Origin of the sequence: Lelliottia wanjuensis (assembly GCF_030238365.1) — a bacterium.
GTDB lineage: Bacteria > Pseudomonadota > Gammaproteobacteria > Enterobacterales > Enterobacteriaceae > Enterobacter > Enterobacter wanjuensis.
In genome coordinates this window covers 41,415-63,293 of sequence record NZ_JASSOT010000054.1, presented here as the reverse complement: position 1 = coordinate 63,293, position 21,879 = coordinate 41,415, and the positions used below count along the sequence as shown (strand labels likewise).

Sequence of the window (21,879 nt, the reverse complement as noted above, 5' to 3'; positions counted from 1 at the left end):
GATTTTTTCCTGTTTGTGCCTGTCTGTGTTGTTAAGGCTCTTCTGGCCTTTAAATACGTCAATACATGACGGTCCCCGTAAAAGGACTCATCGATAGTAGGTAAGAATCGGCGGGATGAATACTATGAAATAGATATTATGTTAATAATATGTTTAAAGTGAGTGTCATATCACTCATACAACGCGAAACAGCTCACAAAAATACACGCAACTCGGCTGTTTGCAAGATTAAATGTTGATATCGGCGTAACTATAGGTTTTCTCACTACTTCCTCTCCCGCAGCGGGAGAGGAAATGCGTATGCCGATTACAGGATTTCCAGCAGCTCGACTTCAAACACCAGGGTGCTGAATGGCGGGATGGACGCGCCAGCGCCACGCTCGCCGTAAGCCAGGTTCTGCGGGATAGTCAGTTCCCATTTGGAACCGACCGGCATCAGGGTCAGCGCTTCGATCCAACCTGGGATCACGCCGTTGACCGGGAATTCAGCCGGTTCACCGCGCGCCACGGAGCTATCGAACACGGTGCCGTCGATCAGTTTGCCGGTGTAGTGCACGCGCACGTGGTTAGTGCGAGCCGGGATGGCGCCTTCGCCCTGAGTGATCACGCGGAACTGCAGACCGGATTCGGTGCTGTTCACGCCCTCTTTCTCACGGTTTTCTTCCAGGTATTTCACGCCTTCAGCGGCCATTTCTTCGAAACGCTCGCGACGAACGGCATCTGCACGCTCATGAACTTCACGCAGTGCGCGGTGCACAACGTCTACCGGTACAGCCGGATGTTTGCCTTCCAGCGCGTCAGCGATACCCGCCACCAGTGCTTCAGGTAACAGTCCTTCCAGGCCGGATTCGCTCAGCTGCTGTCCTACCTGCAAACCGATACCGTAGCTTGCCTGCGCTTCGATAGTGTCAAAAGTCGGGGTGGTCATGGGTTTTCCTTCCATCACATTTAAAGTAGCGGGCAGCATATCAGCCACGCCCTTATGGGTAAAACTTTGTCTTAAGTTAAGATGACAAACTGCGGCGAAACAGAAACAATAGGGGCGACCAGGTGTTTTCCTAAACATGAGTCACACGAGTCGGGTTTACTACGCCATTCAGGCAGTTAGCAGACTATACTTCTCAGGACAGGATTATAATGATGCGGAGCAGGAGGAGAGCCATGCCCGGGCGATTTGAACTGAAACCTACCCTGGAGAAAATCTGGCATGCGCCGGACAATTTTCGCATCATGGATCCGCTGCCGCCGCTGCACCGCCGGGGCATTATTATTGCCGCGCTGGTGGTGGTGATCGGATTCCTGCTTCCTTCTGGCGATGACAGCAGCGATGCGCAGCCCGTGAGCCGCAACGCGCAGCTGGACATTCAGTCGCAGTCCCGGCCGCAGCCGGATCAACAGCCAATGCAGACGCAGCTGGTCACGCCGTCAAACGACCCGGATCAAGTCGCGCCGGTCTCCCCGGAACCGGTTCAGGAAGAGCAGCCGCAGGAACAAGCCGCCGCGCCCGTTCGGTCCCAGGTGCAACAGCCGCCAGGGATTGATCAGCAGTGGCGCGCCTACCGCGTCGAGCCGGGTAAAACCATGGCGCAGCTGTTCCGCGACCATAATCTGCCGCCGACCGATGTCTATGCGATGGCGCAGGTAGAAGGCGAAGGAAAACCCCTCAGTAACTTGCAGAATGGCCAGATGGTGCAGATTCGCCAGAACGCCAACGGCGTCGTGACGGGCCTGACGATTGATACCGGAAACGGGCAGCAGGTGCTGTTTATGCGTGAGCAAAACGGCAACTTTATGCGCGTGAAATAACCGAAGTGCCCGGTCGCGCTGACCGGGCGTTCACATCAGACGCTTTTTTTCGCCTTATTCACCCACCAGATCCCCGAGCAGACCAGCACCAGCGCGATAGCGTATTTGATGTCCAGAATGTTTTCCCCAAGGAAAATGGCCGACAGCACGGTACCGGCTACGGGAATAACAAAGTTGAACGGGGCAATCATGCTAACGCGGTTCACTTTGAGCAGCATACTCCAGAGGGCAAAGGCCACGGACGACAGCAGCGTCAGGTAGCCGAGCACTGTCACCGCCGCCGTGCTGTGCACTTCCAGCGTTCCGCCTGTCGAGTAGCCTCCCACCACCAGCGCCAGCCCGCCAATGGCTAACTGCCAGCCGGTCATCACCGTCGGGTCGACGGTTTGCGAAATCCGTTTTCCGTACAGCGTAGCGGCAGAGAGAATAAACGCCGCCAGTACCACAAAACCGTCGCCCTTCCAGACAAAGTGGAAATCCATCAATCCGCTGTTGAAGTTCACCAGCATCACGCCCGCAAAGCCGAGAATACAGCCGATGGTTTTGTTATAGCTGAGCTTGTCGTTCTGATAGATAAAGTGCGCCAGCAGCACGCTGAAGAAGGTCCCGGTCGCGTTCATGATCGAGCCTTTCACGCCTGTGGTGTACGCGAGACCCACATAGAAAAAAACGTACTGGATTGACGTTTGGGTCAGGCCCAGCAGCGTCAGCTGTCCAAACTGCCGTGGCGTGAGCCGGGCAATGGGCTTGCGCTGGGCGAGGGCAAACATCAGCAATATCAGACCGGCGAAGAGAAAACGGTAGCCAGCGAAGACCACTTTCGACGGAATATCGTCGGTGGCAATCTGGAAAAGTTCGTAGCCGCTTTTGATCGCCGGATAAGAGCTTCCCCACAACAGGCAGCAGAGCGTGGCGCTGGCGTAGGCGATTTTCTTACGGGCAAACAGGGATACGGGTTGAGGGGCGTCCATAGCAAATCTCAGAGATAAAATGGCGTTTCATTTATTATCAGGGAATGCGACGGGAATAGCTACCATACAAGATGCAGGGTGTGATTTTGGCGGGGCTTAAAAAACAAAACGCCGGCACAAGGCCGGCGCTTCAAACGCTAACAGAGTAAAAAATTACTCAGCTACAACGTTAACAACCAGTTTAGCGAACACTTCGCTGTGAACCTGGAAGTCCACTTCGTGCTCACCAGTGGTACGCAGAACGCCGTTCGGCATGCGAACTTCGCTCTTAGCCACTTCAACGCCAGCTGCAGTTACAGCGTCAGCGATGTCGCGAGTACCGATAGAACCGAACAGTTTACCTTCGTCGCCAGATTTAGACGCGATGGTAACGGTGCCCAGTGCATTGATTGCTTCAGCACGAGCATTAGCAGCCGCCAGAACGTCAGCCAGTTTGGCTTCCAGTTCAGCACGACGTGCTTCGAAAAACTCTACGTTTTTCTTAGTAGCTGGAACAGCTTTACCCTGTGGAACCAGGAAGTTACGTGCGTAACCCGCTTTAACGTTAACCTGATCACCCAGGCTGCCCAGGTTTGCTACTTTATCAAGCAGAATAACTTGCATTACCTTATCCTCTTAAAGTCGTATTAATGGACCGTGCCCGATTACTGATGACGATCAGTGTACGGCAGCAGGGACAGGTAGCGAGCGCGTTTGATAGCGCGAGCCAGCTGACGCTGATATTTTGCACGAGTACCGGTGATACGGCTTGGGACAATCTTACCGCTTTCGGTGATGTAGTTTTTCAGCGTTGCGATATCTTTATAGTCGATCTCTTGAACGCCTTCCGCGGTGAAACGGCAGAACTTGCGACGACGGAAATAACGTGCCATATGGCTAGTCTCCAGAATCTATCAAATCAATCTGCTCGGCATGCAGAACCATTTTGCTCAGGCCGTTCTTTGCCTTGTGGCAAGAGATGAACCCCTGAACGGTGACTGCACAGCCGACCGTTATACTGTGAGTAATGGCCTGGTTTTCGTGTCCGCTAATAATAACGGGCATTTGGCACCACGCCTGCCGGTGAAACCCGGCTTCCTCCTGCACAGAACGATGCTCAAGCACGAACTGGCAATGAGGAATTCCTGATGGGCTGACCTTACGAAGGGGGGTCCTGCACACGGTACCGGACAACACCAGACGGTTGGTCATCAGAAATTACTCTTCAGAATCCCCAGCATCAGAATCATCTGCGGTTTCGTTTGCGAAATCATCGCGACGCTCACGGCGCTCGTCTTTCGCTTTAACCATCGGAGATGCTTCGGTAACTGCGTTCTTAGTACGCATTACCATGCTGCGGATAACGGCGTCGTTGAAGCGGAAGTTAGTTTCCAGCTCATCGATCGCTTCCTGCGGAGCTTCAACGTTCAGCAGAACGTAGTGAGCTTTGTGCAGTTTGTTGATCGGGTAAGCCAGCTGACGGCGGCCCCAGTCTTCCAGACGGTGGATCGTACCTTCTGCTGCAGTGATTGCACCAGTGTAACGTTCGATCATACCCGGAACCTGTTCGCTCTGGTCAGGATGGACCATAAAAACGATTTCGTAATGACGCATCGAATTGCTCCTTACGGATTATTCAGCCTCCTGTCTGGGTCAGCCGCGGCCCATGGAGGCAAGGAACGTGTTAAAGGGCGGCCGAAAAATTGACGCGTCATTCTAATTGCGAACCCCCAAAAACTCAAGCTGATTGCACAAATAATTCGCACAAACCGTGAAGCGGGTCTAAGTAGATGATTTAAAATTAGACACATCGAAAAGCGCGACTTTTTTGAACAACAGCATCAGAAATGGTCGCCATTCGCCACACTATTAGCGATTACACTTTAATCAGACCCTATCCCCGGTGAAAAGGAGAGGAAAAACCGTCACACAGCACGCAGTCGTGGAGCGCATATCATGAAAAAAATCGTAATAGCCATTCTGGCTGCGCTTTTGCTCAGTGCAAACGCGATGGCAGCCATCAAGATCGACGGTCGACAGGCCAGAAATATGGATGATGTGCAGAGCTTAGGTGTCATTTACATAAACCATAATTTCGCCACCGAAAGTGAAGCAGATCAGGCGCTGAATGAAGAGACCGATGCACAGGGCGCACAGTATTACCACGTAATATTGACCCGCGAGCCCGGTAGCAACGGCAACATGCATGTCAGCGCAGATATCTATCGATAAGACTTTGACGCTAGCACCAGGAAAGCCAACAACGAGAATATAGCCATAGTTTGACTTGCCCCCTGCCCGGGGGCTTTTTTTATTTCTGCCCGTAATAGGCGTTCGGCCCGTGTTTGCGCTGGTAATGTTTGTTCATCAGATAGCTGTCGATGGGCTGAAGCTGCGGGTTGATCCCGCGCGCAATCCACGCCATTTTCGCCACCTCTTCCATCACCACCGCATTGTGCACCGCATCGTGCGCACTTTTGCCCCACGCGAACGGACCGTGCTGCCAGACGACAATCCCCGGCGTATGCAGCGGTTCATGCTCACCGATCGTCTCGATAATCACTTTCCCGGTGTTGAGCTCATATTCGCCCTGCACTTCCTCTTCGGTTAACGCCCGGGTACAGGGGATGTCGCCAAAGAAATAGTCCGCGTGCGTGGTGCCCAGCGCCGGAATCGCCAGCCCGGCCTGCGCCCAGGCCGTCGCATGGGTGGAGTGGGTATGCACCACGCCGCCGAGGGATGGATAGCGGCGATAGAGCGCCAGATGGGTAGCGGTATCCGAAGAGGGATTCCATTTCCCGTCGATGACGTTGCCGTCGAGATCCACCACCACCATATCCTCTGGCCGCATGACGTCGTACGCCACGCCGCTGGGTTTGATTGCCACCCTCCCGCGTTCACGATCGATCGCGCTCACGTTGCCCCAGGTAAAGGTCACCAGACCGTAGCGCGGCAGATCCATATTGGCGTCAAACACCTGCTGTTTAAGCTGCTGCATGAGAAGCCTCCAGCAGTCCCGCCCGAGCCATCCGCTCGCGAACCCAGTCGCGGGCTTTCGCCACTTCGGCAATCGGGTCGTCTGACGTTTCACTCCACATCTCAATCAGATACGGTCCGCAGTAGCCGCTCTGTTTGAGCGTCCGGAAGCACTGTTCGAAATCCACCACCCCGGTGCCGAAGGGGACGTTTTTGAAAACACCTGGACGCGTGTCTTTGACGTGAACCGCCACGATATGCCCGCGCCCGGCCTGCAGTTCCATCTGCACGTCGTTGTCCCATGCCGAAAGATTGCCGATGTCAGGGTAGATCTGGAACCACGGATTATTGAGATAATGCGCGTAGCCCAGCGCCTTGCTGATGGAGTTCATCAGCGGGTAATCCATGATCTCCATCGCCAGCGTCACCTGCGCACGGCTGGCCATTTCGACGCTCTCCTTCAGCCCCTCACGAAAACGACGGCGCGTTTCGTCGTTGGCTTCCTGATAGTAAACGTCATAGCCCGCCAGCTGGATCACGCGGATACCGACATCCTGCGCGAAGGTGATGGCTTTGCGCATGATCTCCAGGCCCTGGTTGCGAACCTCGTCGTCCTCGCTGCCGAGGGGAAAACGACGATGCGCACTCAGGCACATCGACGGCACGCGCACGCCGGTTTCCGCTACCGCATTGACCAACGCCAAACGCTGTTCACGGCTCCAGTCGAGACGAGAAAGACGTAAATCCGTCTCGTCCACGGACATTTCAACAAAATCGAATCCCAGCTTTTGCGCCAGCTGCAGGCGCTCAAGCCAGCACTCCCCCGCAGGGAGCGCCTTTTCATAGATACCCAGCGGGACCTGTTTCGATAACATACCCGCTCCTTAGCCCCACAGCTGGGCGATGGAACGTTTGAACTGACGCGCCGCTTCGACCGGAGAAGCGGCATCACGAATGCTGCGCCCGGCGATGAAGACGTGAATCGGGATGCCTTTAAACAGCGGTAAATCTTCCAGCGCCAGGCCGCCCGTCACGGTGACTTTAAAGCCCATATCCGAAAGGCGTTTAATCGCGCTGATATCGGCATCACCCCAAGCCACACCCGCCGCCTGCGCGTCACGGCTGCGGTGATAAACCACCTGCTGAATGCCCGCGTCATGCCACTCCTGCGCCTGTTCCCAGGTCCAGTAGCCGGTCAGTTCAATCTGCACATCGCCGTTGAACTCTTTCGCCACTTCCAGCGCGCCTTTGGTGGTGTTGATATCCGCACAGCAGATCACCGTCACCCAGTCGGCGTTGGCTTCAAAGCACATCCGCGAAAGGATTTTTCCGGCATCGGCGATTTTGGCGTCTGCCAGCACGATTTTGTGCGGGTACAGGGCTTTCAGATCGCGCACAGCGCGAACGCCCTCTCCGACGCAAAGAATGGTGCCGACTTCGATGATGTCCACTTCTTCCGCAATCAGGCGCGTGGTTTCATACGCATGGGCCATCGTTTGGTTATCCAGCGCGACCTGCAACATCGGTAATGACATATTCAATTCCCTCTTAAACTGCCGCCGCATTGGCGTGATCGATTAAATCCAGCACGTCCTGCTCGGTACGGCAGGCGCGTAAACGGTCGAAATTGGCTTCATCATCAAACAGATTCACGATCTGCATGATGCCCACTTCCTGATGGGTGGTGGCATCGACTGCCGCCATGGTGATCAGGATATCGACCGGGTCGTTGTCTTCATGGTTAAAGACCAGCGGTGTTTTCAGCGTGACCAGCGCGAAGCCGGTTTTTTTGACGCCCTCTTCCGGGCGGCCGTGCGGCATCGCAAGGCCTGGGGCAATGACGAAGTACGGTCCGTGCTGCGCCACGCCGTCGAGAATGGCCTGGTAATAGCGCGGCTCAACCACATCTGCCTTAACCAGTAAATCGACGCCCAGTTTGACGGCCTCCTGCCAGGTGCTGGCCTCGGCCTGGAGCTGGATGGAACGGTTCTCCGCCAGCGAATCACGTAATTTCATCTCGCGTCCTTATTTGATATCACCGGGGAAGTGCTCTTTGATGACGTCCATCAGCTTCGGACCAAAATCCGCGGCGGAGAGCATATTGCGCACGCCCACCACGTATTTATTGCCCGTCACGGTGATTTCGCCGGCGATATGCGTGGAGGCAATGATGATATCCGCCCCGCTCAGCTCGCTTTTGTACTCGCCCACGGCGCAGCTGTTCACCGAATGATCAACCCCCTGCCCGGTGAGAAACTGGTCCACTTTCATTTTCATGATCATGGAGCTGCCCTGCCCGTTACCACACACTGCCAGAATACGTACGGTCATAATCAAAACTCCTTGTTAGGCAGAGTGCTCTGCCAGCTGTTTCTCAGCGTCTTCTTCAGCGCGTAATGTGCGCCCTGCGAAGACCATATAAACCAGTGCAATCAGGATAATGACGGCCATAAAGACGATGCCGACAGAGGCGAAGCCCTGCATCATCGGCGGTGCCAGAATCGACCAGTCCGCCATGCCCATCCAGGCGCTCATACCGGTCAGTTTGACTGCCCATACGCAGCCAAAGATTTCGATCATCCCCATCACCAGACAAATCTTGAGCGCCGCGCGCCAGCCACCGAAGTGGTTAGCGAACACGCCGATAGTGGCGTTGGAGAAGAACATCGGAATAAAGCCTGGAATGATCAGAATGGAGGAGCCACAGCCGACCAGAATGCCAACCGCAATCAGCTGGCCGATGGTGCCCCACATAAAGCCCCACACGACGGCGTTCGGCGCAAAGCTATAGATGGCCGCACAGTCAATCGCCAGAACGGCGCCAGGAATCAGTCGCTGAGAGATGCCGTTGAAGGCCTCGGAAAGCTCAGCCACAAACATACGCACGCCCTGGGTGATGATGAAAATCGCCACCGCGAACTGGAAGCCGGTCTGCAGAATGTAGATCGTCCAGTGAGTTTTCCCGGCCATCGCCTGCACCACATCAATGCCGAAGGAGAGCAGAATCGCGCCGAAGAAAATGGTCATCACAATCGCCGTAGAGACGATATTGTCGTGGAAAATGTTCAGCCAACCGGGGAGCTTGAGGTCTTCCACGCTCTCCTCTTTTTTGCCGAGGAAAGGCGCAACTTTATAGGCAATCCAGGAGGCGAACTGCTGCTGGTGACCAATGGAAAAACCGCAGCCGTCGGTCACTTCCTGCGTCGGCTTGTACATCATGTTGGAGGTGATGCCCCAGTAGAGCGACACCAGCACTGCCGTGCAGATGATGGTGGTCCACATCGGGTAGCCGAAGATAAAGAAGAAGACCGCGATCAGCCCGGCCTGCTGGAACATGATGTGCCCGGTCAGCATGATGGTGCGAATACCGGTGATGCGACGCAGCAGAACGTAGGTAATGTTCAGGGCCAGCGCCAGCAGGACCGCGTATCCCACCCAGCTATAGGCTTCGCCCATGCGATCAATGGTCGCCATCATGGAGGCGTAGGTGTCGGAGATAGCGCCGTTAATGCCGTAAACTTCCGACATTTTGGCGACAACAGGTTTAAACGTGCTGGTTAAAATACCGGAACCTGCCTGCAGCAGCATAAAACCGATAATGGTTTTGATGGTGCCCTTAACAATCACGCTCGCGCTTTTGCGTAACAGGATATAGCCGAGACACGTCACAATACCCAGCAACAGCGGCGCATTGGTCATTACCTGATTGAAGAAGACGGTAAAGACGCTGTAGAGGATTTCCATAACACACTCCAGAAAGTGAGGGTACGAAGGACAAACTGCGTAAGAGAAGTGCCCTCACTCTAGTAATCACAAATAATCACCACAAGATTGCATTTGATTATTTGTGACGCGCCACGCAAATTATTTCCCTGTGCTTCATAATGATTTTCATTTCACACTTACCAGCCTTAATTTATTCTTTTAATTTAAGTAATTAACAATGATTTCAAACGAAAAAATGGATTCCCACCCGTCTGTTAGTACGACTTGTTACATCTCTTAATTTGCAAAATCGTCGTTGCAATGCTGATTTAATGGTGACAACATAAATCACAACGCGTCATTTTGTGATTAATTATGATTAATGAGGGAGTCAAACGATGAGTAAAGTGAAATCCATCACCCGTGAATCATGGATCCTGAGCACCTTCCCGGAATGGGGCAGCTGGCTGAATGAAGAGATCGAGCAAGAGCAGGTCGCACCGGGTACTTTTGCGATGTGGTGGCTGGGCTGCACCGGGATTTGGCTGAAATCAGAAGGCAGCGCCAACATCTGCGTCGATTTCTGGTGCGGTACCGGCAAACAGAGCCACGGCAATCCGCTGATGAAAGACGGCCACCAGATGCAGCGCATGGCAGGCGTCAAAAAACTCCAGCCGAACCTGCGTACCACGCCGTTTGTGCTGGATCCGTTCGCCATTCGTCAGATCGATGCGGTGCTCTCGACTCACGATCATAACGATCATATCGACGTCAACGTGGCCGCCGCCGTCATGCAAAACTGCGCCGACGATGTGCCGTTCATCGGGCCGCAAACCTGTGTGGATCTGTGGATTGGCTGGGGCGTGCCGAAAGAGCGCTGCATTGTGATGAAGCCGGGCGACGTGGTGAAAATCAAAGACGTGGAGATCCATGCTCTTGATGCGTTTGACCGCACCGCGTTGATCACCCTCCCTGCCGACCAGAAGGCGGCGGGCGTTCTGCCGGATGGTATGGACCAGCGCGCGGTAAACTATCTGTTCAAAACGCCGGGCGGTTCGCTGTATCACAGCGGCGATTCTCACTACTCCAACTACTATGCGAAACACGGGAACGAGCATCAGATCGATGTGGCGCTGGGCTCCTATGGCGAAAACCCGCGCGGAATCACCGACAAAATGACCAGCGCCGATATGCTGCGCATGGCGGAAGCGCTCAACACCAAAGTGGTGATCCCGTTCCACCACGATATCTGGTCAAACTTCCAGGCCGATCCGCAGGAGATCCGCGTTCTGTGGGAGATGAAAAAAGACCGCCTGAAATATGGCTTCAAGCCGTTTATCTGGCAGGTGGGCGGCAAATTTACCTGGCCGCTGGATAAAGATAATTTCGAATATCACTACCCGCGCGGCTTCGATGATTGCTTCACCATTGAACCGGATCTGCCATTTAAATCGTTCCTGTAATCACGGAGCGGCGATCGCCAGGCCAGTGCGCCTGGCGATTCTCTTTTTGCTTAGTATTTTCAGGCTATTTCAAATATCATCTTTTAAAATCAATTTTTTTCGGAATAGCTCATGACGGAAGCGCAACGGCATCAAATCTTACTGGAACTCCTGGCACAAAAAGGTTTTGTCACCGTCGAACAAGTGATTGATCGTCTTGAAATATCCCCCGCCACGGCGCGTCGCGATATCAATAAGCTCGATGAGAGCGGTAAGCTCAAGAAAGTGCGCAATGGCGCAGAGGCCATCAGCCAGCAGCGCCCGCGCTGGACGCCAATGAATATTCATCAGGCGCAGAATCACGATGAGAAAGTGCGTATTGCCCGCGCTGCGTCGCAGCTGGTGAATCCCGGTGAAAGCGTGGTGATTAACTGCGGCTCGACGGCCTTTCTACTGGGACGTGAGATGTGCGGGAAGCCGGTGCAAATCATCACTAACTATCTGCCGCTGGCGAACTATCTGATCGACCAGGAGCACGAAAGCGTGGTGATCATGGGCGGCCAGTACAACAAGAGCCAGTCCATCACCCTCAGCCCACAGGACAGCGAAAACAGCCTGTACGCCGGGCACTGGATGTTCACCAGCGGCAAAGGGCTCACTGCGGACGGGCTGTACAAAACCGATATGCTCACGGCGATGGCGGAGCAGAATATGCTCAACGTCGTCGGGAAACTGGTGGTGCTGGTCGACAGCAGCAAAGTGGGCGAGCGCGCCGGAATGCTGTTCAGCCGCGCCGAACAGATCGACATGGTGATCACCGGTAAAAGTGCCAATCCGCAGATCCTGCAAAAACTTGAGGATCTGGGCGTCAAAATCCTGCGCGTTTAGAGGTGCTGGCGGAAAAACGCAGTGGTGGCATCCAGCGCCGTGGGCGTGATGCGGTGCCGCACGCCCGCCTCCCACAGGCAGGTGAGATGGCTATCTAACCCCTCACGCACCAGCGCCTGCTGTAAACGGAACGTCTCAGCGGCAGGCACGATATCATCGGCCTCGCCGTGCCAGAGCAGCAGCGGGCGGTCCGCCAGATGCGGCAGCGCGTGAGTCACGTCCCAACCAGCGAGCGAAGCCTGGACGGCGTCGATATCCTGCGCCTGCGGCGGAAACAGCGTTTGGGAAAGCGTCGAAAAATAGCCCGAGCCCATTAAGCTTGCCACGCACTTCACTTCCGGGTGGCGTGCCATAATTCCCAGCGCGGTCATGCCACCCATCGACGCTCCGGCGACGGCAAGACGTTCATCGTCCACCAGCCCCGCCTGATAGAGCGCATCGCATAGCCCGGAAAACTCACCCAGGCTGCCCTGTAAGATTTGCCAGAACTGGCCCAACCGCGCCTGCTCGTCACCCGAAAAGCGCGAGCCGTGATCGGGTGCATCGGGCATCACCACGCGAAATCCCGCCTGTGCCAGCGCGACGGCAAAGTAGCTGTAAACCAGTTTTGATGAGGTAAACCCATGATAAAAAATAACAACAGGCAACGGTTGCTCACGCATTCCGGCCGGGAATGCGTGTAAAATCTCGTGGTCACCAAGCCGCTGCGTTTTAAGTTCAATCATGGTCGATCCTCTTTCTAATGGGTGATTCATAATGTTGAGAACTGGATTACGCTTTCACGCTATTTTCATTCGAAAATGACGTCACAGATAACAGTTTGGGAACATTCCCCCAAAAGGAAATTCGCAGACATCTACACTATGGCTATCAGGAAACGAGATATGGTTATGCGCAGGTTCGCTGCTTTATTGCTGGTGCTGCTGGTCACAGGCTGTAGCGTGCTGGAAGGAACACCTCAGCCCGCTCCGCCGGCCACCAGCCATCCTCAGGAAATTCGTCGTAATCAGACCGAAGGATTACAGCGAATGGGTACGGTCAGCACGTTAGTTCGTGGCTCACCGGCGGATGCCGAGGATGACATCAGAGCGAAAGCTGTCGCCGCAAAAGCAGATTACTACGTCATCATTATGGTGGATGAAACCATCATTACCGGACAGTGGTACTCGCAAGCCATTCTGTATCGCAAATAACTAACTGTCAGCATTTAAACGACATTTACACTGCTTTGCGTCCATAGACGTTTTCCTGTCCACAATAAACTCCATGCCTGTGACAATGGAAGTGAGTTTATTTGCGAAGGATTGCCCGGCGGATACCGGAGACATGTGAAATGGAGCTGACAATGAAACGATCTCTTGCTTTGACCTCACTGCTGCTCTCAGCTGGGCTGATGAGCACCACCGCGCAGTCGGCAGAGTTTGCCAGTGCTGATTGCGTCACAGGCTTAAATGAAATTGGCCTGATCTCCGTGAATAACATTTCAGGGAGCCCGCAGGACGTTGAACGTGTGATTGCCTTTAAAGCGGATGAGCAGGGCGCGTCCTGGTATCGCATTATCCAGATGCAGGAAGACAGACAGGTCGATCAGTGGCGGGTGCAGGCGATTCTTTACGCCTGACCGCGCCGATAAACCCGTCCGTCTGATGCCTTAACCCACTCTCCCCGTGGCGCGGAGCAGCAGGTCATTTTGCACCTGCTCGCTCAGGAGCGTACTTCCGCGAGGATCCAGCATCATGCGACACCAGGCTTGTGCCACAGGCGGAGAGGCGTGTCGCAGCATTTGCGCTCCGGCTCCCAGTAGATAGAGTTGCTGCGTGATCTCCCGGCCCTGCGCCTCCTGCGGTTTCCGCAATTTTTGCTGCAACTGTCGCCAGCCGCGATCGAAATGGCGATCCTGGCCTTTTACCTGCGCGAAGTCATCGTGCAGTACATCCTGAATCCCCGACTGTTTCGCCAGCACCCGCAGTACATCCAGACACATGATATTGCCCGAGCCTTCCCAGATGCTGTTCACCGGCATTTCCCGGTAAATGCGCGGCAGCTCGCTCTCTTCGCAATACCCGACGCCGCCCAGCACTTCCATCGCCTCGGCGACAAACGGGATGCCCCCTTTGCAGACGCTGTATTTTGCCGCGGGCGTGAAGAGCCGCGCCCATGCGGATTCTTGCGAATCTTCCCGACGATCCCAGGCGCGCGCCAGGCGGAACAGCAGCGCAGTTTGCCCTTCGAGCTGGAGCGCCATCCGGCTCAGGACGTCGCGCATCAGGGGCTGATCGACAAGATTTTTGCCAAACGTCTGCCGCTGATGGGCGTGATACAGGGCGACCGACAGCGCGCGGCGCATCAGCCCGTGGCTGCCCAGCGCACAGTCAAAGCGCGTCAGCCCACCCATCTTCAGGATCTGGCGCACGCCCTCACCCTCTTCGCCCAGCAGCCAGCCCGAGGCGTTCATCAACTCGACTTCACTGCTGGCGTTCGAGCGATTGCCGAGCTTGTCTTTCAGACGCTCCAGCCGGACTTCATTGCGCTGTCCGTCGGGCAGAATGCGCGGCACGAAAAAGCACGATAACCCGCCGTGCGCCTGGGCCAGCACCAGATGGGCATCGCTTTGCGGCACAGAGAAAAACCACTTATGCCCTATCAGCCGATAGCTGCCGTCGCTGCACTTTTCTGCCCGCGTGGTGTTGCTCAACACATCCGAGCCGCCCTGTTTTTCGGTCATGCCCATGCCGATCAACAGCCCGCGTTTCTGCGCGCCGGAGGCAAGATGGGGATCGTAACGGTCACTCATCAGCGGCGAGAGCCAGTCGTGGAAAGGTTTGGGCAGCGACTGCTGGAGAAGCGGCGTGGCGGCAAAGGTCATGGTAATCGGGCAAAGCGTTCCGGCCTCGACCTGCGCGTGAAGCACAAACCGCGCGGCACGGGCGACAAACGACCCTTTGCGGGCTTCGTCTTCCCAGGCCAGATTGTGGACCCGATTGGCGCACAGCCCCTGCATCAGCAGGTGCCACGCCGGGTGAAAGCGCACATCGTCCAGCCGCTCCCCGCGCGGATCGTAACGCAATAGCTCCGGCGGATTAGCGTTGGCGAGGCGGCCCAGTTCGAGCGATTCCGCCGTGCCTAACTGCTGGCCGATGCTGGCGAGAAATTCGCTGTCCCACTCAGCGCCTTCCCGCGCCACTGCGTCGTGCAGGGCGCAATCGGACAGAAACAGATTGCTGTTCGACAGCGGTACAGGCTGGTTAAAAACCGTGTGTGTCTGCCAGTGCATATGTGTCCCTCCTTCAATGGCAATGAAGGTAAGTATGGACAGAGCACGGGGCGGCTGCATGGGAGTCGGGTCACAGGGTGGCGATCTACCTGAAATCATTCGTGAATCAGGTCACACAACATAAGAATAAACTATTTCACGCGGACCAATCTGTTGAATAATTTATTCTCATCTTCCGAGAGAGAATCATTATGCACTCTTCCCAACGTGCGCCGGATGCGCACAAGCGCGCTTTAATTGCAGGCTCGATTGGCAACTTCATCGAATGGTATGAATTCGCGGTGTATGGCTTTATGGCCACCGTCATTGCGAAGAACTTCTTCCAGCTTGAAGGCGAAGCGGGGATGACCAGCCTGATCCTCACCTACGCCTCGTTCGCAATCGCCTTCTTCTTCCGCCCGCTCGGCGCGGTGGTGTTCGGTCGTATTGGCGACCGCATCGGCCGTAAGCCGACGCTGATTATCGTCCTGGTGCTGATGACACTTGCCACTGCCGCTATCGGCATGGTGCCGGTATACGCCAGCATCGGCATTGCCGCGCCGCTGATCATCACCGGACTGCGCATCCTGCAAGGGCTGTTTGCCGGTGGTGAATATGGCGGAGCGGTGTCGCTGATGACCGAGTTTGCGCCGCGCGGCAAACGCGGGCTGTACGGCGCATGGCAATCCTTTACCGTGGCGCTCGGTCTGCTGGCAGGCGCAGGTATCGTCGCCCTGCTCTCGGCGGTGATGACGCCAGAAGCGCTGCATGACTGGGGATGGCGCATTCCGTTCTTCCTCGCCCTGCCGATGGGCGTGGTTGCCCTGTGGCTGCGCGTCAGCATGGAAGAGACACCGAGTTTTGTGCAGCAGAAAGAGAAACCGGTCGTCGCCCGGGCGCAGACTGCCGCAACGCTGAAAGCGATCGTGATGGGAATTGGCCGCGTGATGGTATGGTCTGCCGCCGGGTATACCTATCTGGTGATTATGCCGACTTACCTGCAATCCGCGCTGCACACGGGCTTTAACCAGGCGCTGCTAATTGCGGTGATTTCGAATATCGGGTTTGCGCTGACGATTATTCCGTCGGGGATACTGAGCGACCGCATCGGGCGACGCACGGTGATGGTGATTGCCACTGCGCTGCTGCTGATCCTCGCCCTGCCGCTGCTGAAGATTTTGCAGCTGGAGTCCAGCACGCTGGCGGTGAAAGCGATGGTGGTGCTGATTGCGGGCGGTCTGGTCGGAATGCTGGCGGGGCCGGGTCCGGCGATGCTGTCGGAGATGTTCCCGACGCGCGTGCGTTATACCGGGCTGGGGCTGGCCTATTCGCTGTCGAACGCGATCTTCTCGGGCTGTGCGGGTTTGATTATTACCGGATTGATTAAGCAGACGGGGAATCTGGATATTCCGGCGTATTACGTGATGGCGACGGCGGTGGTGAGTATTGTCGCGCTGATGACGCTCAAGAAAGACGACCATCTTCGGTCGCTGGAGGAGTAGCCTTTGCGCCCGGTGGCGCTACGCTTACCGGGCCTACAGGATCGTGCATTTGTAGGCCGGGTAAGGCGAAGCCGTCACCCGGCAACATACGGCATGGTCGCGCTTTTGTAGGCCGGGTAAGGCGCAGCCGCCACCCGGCAAAAACACCATCACCCGCGCTGACGCACCGCTTCGAACAGGCAAATACCTGTTGCCACAGACACGTTCAGAGACGAAACGCTGCCCGCCATCGGAATGCTGATCAGCTCGTCGCAATGCTCGCGCGTCAGACGGCGCATCCCTTCCCCTTCAGCCCCCATCACCAGCGCCATACGGCCAGTCATTTTGCTCTGATACAGGGTATGGTCGGCTTCGCCAGCGGTGCCAACGATCCAGATGTTCTCTTCCTGCAGCTGACGCATGGTGCGCGCCAGGTTGGTCACGCGGATCAGCGGTACGTTTTCCGCCGCGCCGCAGGCCACTTTCTTGGCCGTGGCGTTCAGCTGTGCAGAACGATCGCGCGGCACAATCACCGCATGGACGCCCGCCGCATCAGCGCTACGCAGGCATGCGCCGAGGTTGTGCGGATCGGTCACGCCGTCGAGGATCAGGAAGAACGGGTTATCCAGTTGGGCAATCAGATCCGGCAGATCGTTTTCCTGGTACTGACGACCCGGTTTCGCACGGGCGATAATGCCCTGGTGAACGGCTCCCTCGCTTTTCTCATCGAGGAACTGGCGGCTCGCCAGCTGAATCACCACGCCCTGGGCTTCCAGAGCATGGATCAGCGGCAGCAGACGTTTATCCTCACGCCCTTTCAGAATATAAACTTCCTGAAAACGCTCCGGGGCGCGCTCCAGCAGGGCCTGCACCGCATGGATGCCGTAAATCATTTCACTCATTGATGGTTCTCGTTAATTGCTTTTTCCCTCTCCCCTATGGGGAGAGGGTCAGGGTGAGGGGGAAATCACTCCGCCACTTTTTTCTTCGCCGCACGCTTCGCTTTGGTCGCGGCTGCTATTTTCTGAGTCTTGGCCGACGGCTTTTTCGCGCCTTTCTCTTTCTTCGCTTTCGGCGGTTTCGGCGCAGCTTTGGCTTTATCACCACGGAAAGCGGCATCCGGCTCGAAGTTCACCTTTTTACCGGTCTGACGGCGCTTACCGCTGGTTTTGCCGTTCGGCCCTTTTCTGGCCTTCTCACGCTCGGTTTTCCCAACGTTACGCGGCGCACGTTCGCTGGAGATCAGGCTGAAATCAATCTTACGCTCGTCCATGTTCACGGCTTCAACTTTAACTTCCACGCGATCGCCCAGACGGTAAGTCTGGCCGCCGGATTCACCGGTCAGACGCTGACCGACCTGATCGTAGCGATAGTAGTCGTTGTCCAGAGAGGAGACGTGGACCAGACCGTCGATGAACAGCTCGTCGAGACGCACGAAGAAGCCAAAGCCGGTGACGCTGGCGATGACGCCTCTAAAGACGTTGCCTACCTGATCCAGCATGAAGTCACACTTCAGCCAGTCCGCCACATCGCGCGTCGCTTCGTCGGCGCGGCGTTCCGCCATCGAACAGTGCTGACCCAGCTGGAGCATCTCTTCCATGGAGTAGTGGTAGCCGCCGGTTTCGGTGGTGTTGCCTTTGTGCCCCTGCTCCTGCGCCAGCAGATACTTAATGGCGCGGTGCAACGACAGATCCGGGTAACGACGAATCGGCGAGGTAAAGTGCGCGTAAGACTGCAGCGCCAGGCCGAAGTGACCGCGGTTTTCCGGATCGTAAATCGCCTGTTTCATCGAACGCAGCAGCATGGTTTGCAGCATCTCTGCGTCAGGACGATCGCCGATGGACTCCAGCAGCTCGGCGTAGTCGCGCGGCTCTGGTTTGCTGCCGCCCGGCAGTTCCAGACCCAGCTCCGCCAGCACCGAACGGAACGCGGTGATCGCTTCGGTGGTCGGTTTATCGTGAATACGGAACAGCGCAGGCTCTTTAGCTTTCTCAACGAAACGCGCCGCCGAGATGTTCGCCAGAATCATGCACTCTTCGATCAGCTTGTGGGCATCGTTACGCTGCGTCTGCTCGATACGCTCGATGCGACGTTCGGCGTTGAAGATGAACTTCGCCTCTTCGCTCTCAAAGGAGATCCCGCCGCGCTCTTCGCGCGCCTGATCCAGCACTTTGTAGAGGTTGTGCAGCTCTTCGATATGTTTGACCAGCGGCGCGTATTGCTCGCGCAGCTCCTGGTCGCCCTGCAGCATGTGCCAGACTTTGGTGTAGGTCAGGCGCGCGTGCGAGCTCATCACCGCTTCATAGAATTTGTAGCCGGTTAAACGCCCTTTGGTGGAGATGGTCATTTCGCAGACCATGCACAGACGATCAACCTGCGGGTTCAGGGAGCACAAACCGTTGGAGAGCACTTCCGGCAGCATTGGGACCACCTGCGACGGGAAGTAGACGGACGTGCCACGGCTGCGCGCTTCATTGTCCAGCGGGGTGTTAGGGCGCACGTAATAGCTCACGTCGGCAATCGCCACCCACAGGCGCCAGCCGCCGCCGCGTTTTTTCTCGCAGAAGACGGCGTCATCAAAGTCGCGTGCGTCTTCGCCATCAATGGTCACCAGCGGCAGATCGCGCAGATCCACGCGGCCGATTTTGGCCTCTTCCGGCACCTGTTCTTTCAGATCTTTGACCTGGTTTTCAACGGCATCAGGCCAGACGTAAGGGATCTCATGAGTACGCAGCGCCATATCCACGGCCATGCTGGTGCCCATGTTATCGCCCAGCACTTCCACGATCTTACCGATCGCTTTGGTACGGCGTGTTGGACGCTGGGTGAGTTCAACCACCACCACGAAGCCCATGCGCGCGCCCATCACCTCTTCCGGCGGGATCAGGATGTCGAAGCTCAGACGGCTGTCGTCCGGCACCACAAAACCCACGCCAGCGTCGGTGAAGTAACGCCCGACGATCTGGCTGGTTTTAGGCACCAGGACACGCACCACGCGTGCCTCACGGCGGCCCTTGCGGTCAGCGCCTAGCGGCTGCGCCAGGATCTGATCGCCGTGGATGCACATCTTCATCTGTTCAGATGAGAGGTACAGGTCGTCCTTGCGGCCTTCAACGCGCAGGAAGCCAAAGCCATCGCGATGGCCGATGACGATGCCTTTCAGCAGGTCGAGACGTTCCGGCAGGGCATAGCACTGACGGCGGGTAAAGACCAACTGGCCGTCGCGCTCCATGGCGCGCAGGCGGCGACGAAGGGCTTCAATTTGCTCTTCGCCTTCAATGTTTAATTCAACGGCAAGTTCTTCACGGTTAGCGGGTTTTTCGCGTTTTGTTAAGTGTTCGATGATGAACTCGCGGCTTGGGATAGGATTCGCGTACTTTTCGGCTTCGCGTTCCTGGAAAGGATCATGTGACATGTCGGTTCCTCCGTTGTCAGCTCCGGTGGAAATTTTCTTCATTCCACCAGCAATAATTTATAAAGCGGTTGATTCTCTTCAACCAAATCGGCCAGCGTGTAGTTATCCAGTTCCTTGAGAAAACTTTGCACAGCCTTAGAAAGCGCCTTTTTCAGGCGGCAAGCGGGAGTGATGTGGCAGAACTCGCTGCTGCAATTCACCAGAGTCAGCGGCTCCAGTTCACGTACCACATCCCCAACACGAATACTCTGCGCGGGTTTACCGAGACGAATCCCCCCGTTTTTCCCGCGGACGGCAGTTACGTATCCCGCACGGCTAAGTTGATTGATTATTTTGACCATATGATTACGGGACACGCCGTAGACCTCTGTCACCTCAGAGATACTGGTCATCTGTCCTTGTGGCAACGACGCCATGTAAATCAGCGCACGTAAGCCGTAATCGGTGAAACTCGTTAACTGCACATCAACCTCAGGAAAAGGGAAAAACGCGGTCAGACCGCAGAGATATTCACTATTGATGATAAACCAGCCAGATACTTAGCGGCTAATTTATTTGACTGAAAGGGGGAAAAAGCGAGGAACAGGAGGCGATTGCCAAATAGCACTTCGTTTATCCGGCCTGCGGGGCTTCCCGCAGGCCGTTAACCACTCAGATTATGCGTCGAACGGGTCGCGCAGAATCATGGTTTCAGTACGGTCAGGGCCGGTAGAGATAATGTCGATCGGCACTTCGGTCAGTTCTTCGATACGCTTGATGTAATCCAGCGCCGCTTTCGGCAGACCGCTACGCTCTTTCACACCAAAGGTGGTTTCGGACCAGCCTGGCATGGTTTCGTAGATCGGCTCGATACCTTCCCAGTCGTCAGCTGCCAGCGGAGTGGTGGTCACTTCGCGGCCATCTGGCATACGGTAGCCAACGCAGATTTTCACTTCTTTCAGGCCGTCCAGCACGTCCAGCTTGGTCAGGCAGAAGCCAGACAGGGAGTTGATCTGCACTGCGCGACGCACGGCAACCGCATCCAGCCAGCCGGTACGACGACGACGACCGGTGGTCGCGCCGAACTCGTTACCTTGCTTGCACAGGAACTCGCCGATGTCATCAAACAGCTCAGTCGGGAATGGACCTGCACCCACGCGAGTGGAGTAAGCTTTGATGATACCCAGAACGTAATCCACATAACGCGGACCCAGGCCAGAGCCCGTCGCCACGCCACCGGCGGTGGTGTTAGAGGAGGTCACGTACGGATAGGTACCGTGGTCGATATCCAGCAGCGTACCCTGCGCGCCTTCAAACATGACGAAATCGCCACGCTTACGCGCCTGGTCCAGCAGATCGGACACATCCACAACCATACCGGTCAGGATGTCAGCCACCGCCATGACATCATCCAGCACTTTCTGGTAGTCAACGGCGTCAGCTTTGTAGAAGTTCACCAGCTGGAAGTTGTGATATTCCATCACTTCTTTCAGTTTTTCAGCGAAGGTGGCTTTGTCGAACAGGTCACCAACGCGCAGACCGCGACGGGCAACTTTATCTTCGTAAGCAGGGCCGATGCCACGGCCGGTGGTGCCGATAGCTTTCGCGCCACGTGCTTTTTCGCGCGCTACGTCCAGTGCGACATGATAGTCGAGGATCAGCGGGCAGGCTTCGGAGAGCAGCAGACGCTCACGAACCGGGATACCACGGTCTTCCAGGCCTTTCATCTCTTTCATCAGCGCAGCAGGAGAAAGCACAACACCGTTACCGATGATGCTGGTCACATTTTCACGAAGAATGCCTGATGGAATAAGATGGAGGACGGTTTTTTCACCGTTGATTACGAGAGTATGGCCTGCGTTGTGACCACCCTGATAGCGTACAACATATTTAGCACGTTCAGTCAGAAGATCGACAATCTTCCCTTTACCTTCGTCACCCCATTGGGTGCCCAGTACGACAACGTTGTTACCCATTTTTCAAA

The 21,879-nt window shown here is 55.9% G+C and carries 25 protein-coding genes; 7 read left to right on the top strand and 18 right to left on the bottom strand.

Going from position 1 to position 21,879, the window contains the following annotated elements:
• Positions 1-307 precede the first annotated feature (307 nt).
• The gene (fklB, locus tag QQF33_RS07845; protein ID WP_174348693.1) at positions 308-928 is read right to left on the bottom strand and encodes an FKBP-type peptidyl-prolyl cis-trans isomerase; all 621 of its coding nucleotides are present in this window, start codon (positions 926-928) and stop codon (positions 308-310) included.
• A gap of 233 nt (positions 929-1,161) precedes the next feature.
• Here fklB and QQF33_RS07840 point away from each other — a divergent pair, with 233 nt between their 5' ends.
• The gene (locus tag QQF33_RS07840) at positions 1,162-1,806 is read left to right on the top strand and encodes an OapA family protein (protein ID WP_285145729.1); all 645 of its coding nucleotides are present in this window, start codon (positions 1,162-1,164) and stop codon (positions 1,804-1,806) included.
• Between the two features lie 35 nt (positions 1,807-1,841).
• Here the strand turns inward: QQF33_RS07840 and QQF33_RS07835 are convergent, their stop codons facing one another.
• From QQF33_RS07835 to rpsF, 5 genes are all read right to left on the bottom strand, one after another.
• Positions 1,842-2,777, bottom strand: a complete 936-nt coding sequence (locus tag QQF33_RS07835; protein WP_285157640.1) for a DMT family transporter — start codon at positions 2,775-2,777, stop codon at positions 1,842-1,844.
• 153 nt (positions 2,778-2,930) lie between these two features.
• Positions 2,931-3,380 (bottom strand): 50S ribosomal protein L9, encoded by a 450-nt coding sequence (gene rplI / locus QQF33_RS07830; RefSeq protein ID WP_059179941.1) that lies wholly within the window; start codon positions 3,378-3,380, stop codon positions 2,931-2,933.
• A 41-nt stretch (positions 3,381-3,421) separates the two neighbouring features.
• Positions 3,422-3,649 (bottom strand): 30S ribosomal protein S18, encoded by a 228-nt coding sequence (rpsR, locus tag QQF33_RS07825; protein ID WP_000135199.1) that lies wholly within the window; start codon positions 3,647-3,649, stop codon positions 3,422-3,424.
• A 4-nt stretch (positions 3,650-3,653) separates the two neighbouring features.
• On the bottom strand, positions 3,654-3,968 hold the full coding sequence (priB, locus tag QQF33_RS07820) for a primosomal replication protein N (protein ID WP_100777875.1): 315 nt from the start codon (positions 3,966-3,968) through the stop codon (positions 3,654-3,656).
• Between the two features lie 6 nt (positions 3,969-3,974).
• Positions 3,975-4,370: a 30S ribosomal protein S6 gene (gene rpsF, locus QQF33_RS07815; protein WP_011915632.1), complete on the bottom strand. Its 396-nt coding sequence runs from the start codon at positions 4,368-4,370 to the stop codon at positions 3,975-3,977.
• Positions 4,371-4,712: 342 nt separating this feature from the next.
• Here rpsF and yjfY point away from each other — a divergent pair, with 342 nt between their 5' ends.
• Positions 4,713-4,988: a DUF1471 family protein YjfY gene (gene yjfY, locus QQF33_RS07810; RefSeq protein ID WP_285150339.1), complete on the top strand. Its 276-nt coding sequence runs from the start codon at positions 4,713-4,715 to the stop codon at positions 4,986-4,988.
• A gap of 79 nt (positions 4,989-5,067) precedes the next feature.
• Here yjfY and QQF33_RS07805 read toward each other — a convergent pair whose 3' ends face one another.
• Genes QQF33_RS07805 through ulaA form a run of 6 tightly spaced genes read right to left on the bottom strand, consistent with a single transcriptional unit; the run spans position 5,068 to position 9,476 of the window.
• Positions 5,068-5,754, bottom strand: coding sequence for an L-ribulose-5-phosphate 4-epimerase (locus QQF33_RS07805; protein WP_285150338.1), 687 nt, complete (start codon positions 5,752-5,754; stop codon positions 5,068-5,070).
• The gene (locus QQF33_RS07800; protein ID WP_285145725.1) at positions 5,741-6,607 is read right to left on the bottom strand and encodes an L-ribulose-5-phosphate 3-epimerase; all 867 of its coding nucleotides are present in this window, start codon (positions 6,605-6,607) and stop codon (positions 5,741-5,743) included. Before QQF33_RS07800 ends, QQF33_RS07805 begins: the two co-directional genes overlap by 14 nt.
• Positions 6,608-6,616: 9 nt before the next feature.
• Positions 6,617-7,267, bottom strand: a complete 651-nt coding sequence (ulaD, locus tag QQF33_RS07795) for a 3-keto-L-gulonate-6-phosphate decarboxylase UlaD (RefSeq protein ID WP_282493322.1) — start codon at positions 7,265-7,267, stop codon at positions 6,617-6,619.
• A gap of 13 nt (positions 7,268-7,280) precedes the next feature.
• The gene (gene ulaC, locus QQF33_RS07790) at positions 7,281-7,748 is read right to left on the bottom strand and encodes a PTS ascorbate transporter subunit IIA (RefSeq protein ID WP_282493321.1); all 468 of its coding nucleotides are present in this window, start codon (positions 7,746-7,748) and stop codon (positions 7,281-7,283) included.
• A gap of 9 nt (positions 7,749-7,757) precedes the next feature.
• Positions 7,758-8,063, bottom strand: coding sequence for a PTS ascorbate transporter subunit IIB (gene ulaB / locus QQF33_RS07785; protein WP_282493320.1), 306 nt, complete (start codon positions 8,061-8,063; stop codon positions 7,758-7,760).
• Positions 8,064-8,078: 15 nt separating this feature from the next.
• On the bottom strand, positions 8,079-9,476 hold the full coding sequence (ulaA, locus tag QQF33_RS07780; RefSeq protein WP_282493319.1) for a PTS ascorbate transporter subunit IIC: 1,398 nt from the start codon (positions 9,474-9,476) through the stop codon (positions 8,079-8,081).
• Between the two features lie 359 nt (positions 9,477-9,835).
• Here ulaA and ulaG point away from each other — a divergent pair, with 359 nt between their 5' ends.
• Positions 9,836-10,900, top strand: coding sequence for an L-ascorbate 6-phosphate lactonase (gene ulaG / locus QQF33_RS07775; RefSeq protein WP_285153581.1), 1,065 nt, complete (start codon positions 9,836-9,838; stop codon positions 10,898-10,900).
• Between the two features lie 111 nt (positions 10,901-11,011).
• Positions 11,012-11,767 (top strand): HTH-type transcriptional regulator UlaR, encoded by a 756-nt coding sequence (gene ulaR / locus QQF33_RS07770; RefSeq protein WP_103947877.1) that lies wholly within the window; start codon positions 11,012-11,014, stop codon positions 11,765-11,767.
• Here the strand turns inward: ulaR and yjfP are convergent.
• On the bottom strand, positions 11,764-12,492 hold the full coding sequence (gene yjfP, locus QQF33_RS07765; protein ID WP_285150336.1) for an esterase: 729 nt from the start codon (positions 12,490-12,492) through the stop codon (positions 11,764-11,766). The two genes, ulaR and yjfP, sit on opposite strands and share 4 nt — an antisense overlap.
• Before the next feature lie 138 nt (positions 12,493-12,630).
• On the opposite strand from yjfP, the gene bsmA reads away from it, so the two are divergent.
• Both bsmA and yjfN read left to right on the top strand, forming a co-directional pair.
• Positions 12,631-12,960 (top strand): biofilm peroxide resistance protein BsmA, encoded by a 330-nt coding sequence (gene bsmA, locus QQF33_RS07760; protein ID WP_285145721.1) that lies wholly within the window; start codon positions 12,631-12,633, stop codon positions 12,958-12,960.
• A 152-nt stretch (positions 12,961-13,112) separates the two neighbouring features.
• Positions 13,113-13,388, top strand: coding sequence for a DUF1471 family protease activator YjfN (yjfN, locus tag QQF33_RS07755; RefSeq protein WP_282493315.1), 276 nt, complete (start codon positions 13,113-13,115; stop codon positions 13,386-13,388).
• Between the two features lie 30 nt (positions 13,389-13,418).
• On the opposite strand, the gene QQF33_RS07750 is transcribed toward yjfN, so the two are convergent.
• Positions 13,419-15,041, bottom strand: coding sequence for an isovaleryl-CoA dehydrogenase (locus QQF33_RS07750; RefSeq protein ID WP_285150335.1), 1,623 nt, complete (start codon positions 15,039-15,041; stop codon positions 13,419-13,421).
• A gap of 191 nt (positions 15,042-15,232) precedes the next feature.
• Here QQF33_RS07750 and QQF33_RS07745 point away from each other — a divergent pair, with 191 nt between their 5' ends.
• A complete protein-coding gene (locus QQF33_RS07745; RefSeq protein WP_282493313.1) occupies positions 15,233-16,522 on the top strand; it encodes an MFS transporter in 1,290 nt (429 codons plus the stop codon).
• Between the two features lie 149 nt (positions 16,523-16,671).
• On the opposite strand, the gene rlmB is transcribed toward QQF33_RS07745, so the two are convergent.
• The 4 genes from rlmB to QQF33_RS07725 all read right to left on the bottom strand — a co-directional run bounded on the left by rlmB (position 16,672) and on the right by QQF33_RS07725 (position 21,871).
• Complete coding sequence (rlmB, locus tag QQF33_RS07740) at positions 16,672-17,403, bottom strand: 23S rRNA (guanosine(2251)-2'-O)-methyltransferase RlmB (protein ID WP_095280487.1); 732 nt, start codon at positions 17,401-17,403, stop codon at positions 16,672-16,674.
• A gap of 65 nt (positions 17,404-17,468) precedes the next feature.
• Complete coding sequence (rnr, locus tag QQF33_RS07735) at positions 17,469-19,916, bottom strand: ribonuclease R (RefSeq protein WP_285150334.1); 2,448 nt, start codon at positions 19,914-19,916, stop codon at positions 17,469-17,471.
• Positions 19,917-19,954: 38 nt separating this feature from the next.
• Positions 19,955-20,380, bottom strand: a complete 426-nt coding sequence (gene nsrR / locus QQF33_RS07730) for a nitric oxide-sensing transcriptional repressor NsrR (protein WP_282493311.1) — start codon at positions 20,378-20,380, stop codon at positions 19,955-19,957.
• 192 nt (positions 20,381-20,572) lie between these two features.
• A complete protein-coding gene (locus QQF33_RS07725; protein WP_282493310.1) occupies positions 20,573-21,871 on the bottom strand; it encodes an adenylosuccinate synthase in 1,299 nt (432 codons plus the stop codon).
• Between the last annotated feature and the right edge of the window lie 8 nt (positions 21,872-21,879).